This is a genomic window from Corallococcus sp. 4LFB, assembly GCF_046520365.1.
GTDB classification, from domain to species: domain Bacteria; phylum Myxococcota; class Myxococcia; order Myxococcales; family Myxococcaceae; genus Corallococcus; species Corallococcus caeni.
In genome coordinates this window covers 1-1,863 of the sequence record NZ_JBKGHJ010000893.1, presented here as the reverse complement: position 1 = coordinate 1,863, position 1,863 = coordinate 1, and the positions used below count along the sequence as shown (strand labels likewise).

Sequence of the window (1,863 nt, the reverse complement as noted above, 5' to 3'; positions counted from 1 at the left end):
GCGGCCACCGGAGCCGGGGCGGGCGCGGGCGCGGCGGCGGCGGCACCTCCACCTCCCGCCAGCGAACGCTCCTGGGCCCGGATGCGCTCCACGTCGGCGAGCGACACCACGCGGGTGCTCTCTTCCTCGGCGGGCCCTTCCACGGTGATGACGTTCTGGCAGTTCTTGCAACGGACCTTGACCGTCTTGCCGCGGACTTTCTCGTCCGCAATGGAGTACCGCTTCTGGCAATTGTCGCAGGTGAAGTTCAAAGGGGGCGTCCGGCTCTCGGGGGAAACCGGCGGGGATGCTACCGCCAGAAATCTCCCGCGCAAACACACGGTTGACTCTGTTCTTCGGCCCATCTATTCAGCCGCCCTCTGTTTCACTCCAGGCTCTACGAGGGTGGCGCATGCCGGCGAAGGATCTCGGGACCAAGCACAGCTGCTACAAGTGCGGGACGAAGTTCTACGACATGAAGAAGCCGGACCCCATCTGCCCCAAGTGCGGGGCGGATCAGCGGGAGAACGTGGTCGCCAAGCCCGCCGAGGGCCGGCGTGGCCGCCTGGCCGCGGCTCCGAAGGTCATCGAGCCCGAGCCCGAGGAGACGCCCGCCGCCGAGGAGGACGAGGAGAACCTCGAGACCTTCGGCGATGACGAGGACGCCGAGGAGGCGCCCGCCGCCGAGGACGACGACATCTAGGGTCGTCCCCAGGGTTGAAGGTTTCAGGGCCCCCCGAGCTGCTCGGGCGGGCCCTTTCGCCGTTTCCCGCCGCCCGCTCCCCGGGGCCGGGAACAGCCTCCCCGGAGCGGGGACCCCCTCTGAAAGGGGCCCGCACCGCTCCGGGACGTCACCTCAGGTGCCGCTCAGACGCTCGTGCGACGACACCAGCGACAGCTCGGTGAGCGCGCTCTGGATCTTCTCGTAGAGGTTGGGCCCCATCTCCTGCATGCCCACCGGACGGGCGCCCTTGCGGCGGGCCCCCAGCGGCAGGCGCTCAACCTCTGCGGACAACGTGGGTTGCTTCCTGGCCTGATGCATGACGCGTCCCCCTCGCGGAAGTGTTGGCTTCCGAAGAAGCAATTTTGCCACCAAGACAGAAGTCTGAACAAGGGGCGTGCTTCCCGGCACTTATACGGAACGCCGGACCGACGCTTTCGTTCCATCGGCTCCGCACGCGACAGCCGTGTCAGGGGCGCCCTACCTTCCCGAGCCGGCCTGACGCAGCGCTTCCACGCCCCAGGTCTGCTCGACCTGTACGGTCTCCCCCGCACGGACGGTGACGGTCCGGGAGGTCTCCGGCAGCCGGTCGTGCCAGAAGACGAGCGTGTGGGCCCCTTCGGGGACGCGCATCCGGAAGCGCCCGTCCGGGGCGGTGGTGGTGAAGTACGGGTGGTTGAAGGTGCGGACCACCGCGCGCATCCACGGGTGCACGTCGCAGCGGACCTGGACGGTGCCCGGCTCGGCGGGCAGCGGGCGGCGCAGGGTCATGCCCTCCAGGGGCATGGCCACGTTGAAGACCGAACGGTTCGTCCCGGCCTGGGCGCGCACGTTGTGCACCAGCGGGTCGGAGTTGCGCAGCAGGAGCTCCCCGCCGGCCATCGCCGCGAGCGCGGGGGGCTCGTAGTGGCACTGCTTCTGGTCCAGCACCGGCGGGGCCGCGGGCGTCTCCGGGGCGGGCAGCCCCGCGCCGTCCTGGAGTGAGACGACGGCGTGGGCCAGGGCGCCCTCGCCTCCCACCACGAGCGAGCGGTCCTCCGACTGGTCGCCGCACACGCTGGCGACGGTGGCGGAGGTCGGCGCGCTGGAGGGCTGGGGAGGGGTCCCGGAGAGGAGCACCCGGCCCTCGATTTCGCCCCACTTCACCGGCCCGGTGGGGCGCG

The 1,863-nt window shown here is 70.5% G+C and carries 4 protein-coding genes; 1 reads left to right on the top strand and 3 read right to left on the bottom strand.

Annotation, left to right across the window (positions count from 1 at the left end; genetic code table 11):
• The coding region (locus ACLEQD_RS42465; protein ID WP_410391663.1) for a zinc-ribbon domain-containing protein at window positions 1-251 on the bottom strand (251 nt) is incomplete at its 3' end.
• 140 nt (window positions 252-391) lie between these two features.
• Between ACLEQD_RS42465 and ACLEQD_RS42460 the strand changes: the two genes are divergently transcribed.
• Window positions 392-682 carry a TIGR02300 family protein gene (locus tag ACLEQD_RS42460; RefSeq protein WP_410391662.1) on the top strand — a complete coding sequence of 97 codons (291 nt, stop codon included), beginning with the start codon at window positions 392-394 and terminating at the stop codon, window positions 680-682.
• Window positions 683-835: 153 nt separating this feature from the next.
• Here the strand turns inward: ACLEQD_RS42460 and ACLEQD_RS42455 are convergent, their stop codons facing one another.
• Both ACLEQD_RS42455 and ACLEQD_RS42450 read right to left on the bottom strand, forming a co-directional pair.
• Window positions 836-994 carry a hypothetical protein gene (locus tag ACLEQD_RS42455; RefSeq protein WP_158617183.1) on the bottom strand — a complete coding sequence of 53 codons (159 nt, stop codon included), beginning with the start codon at window positions 992-994 and terminating at the stop codon, window positions 836-838.
• 186 nt (window positions 995-1,180) lie between these two features.
• Window positions 1,181-1,863, bottom strand: a 683-nt coding sequence (locus tag ACLEQD_RS42450) for a hypothetical protein (RefSeq protein ID WP_410391660.1), incomplete at its 5' end; no start/stop codon positions are given.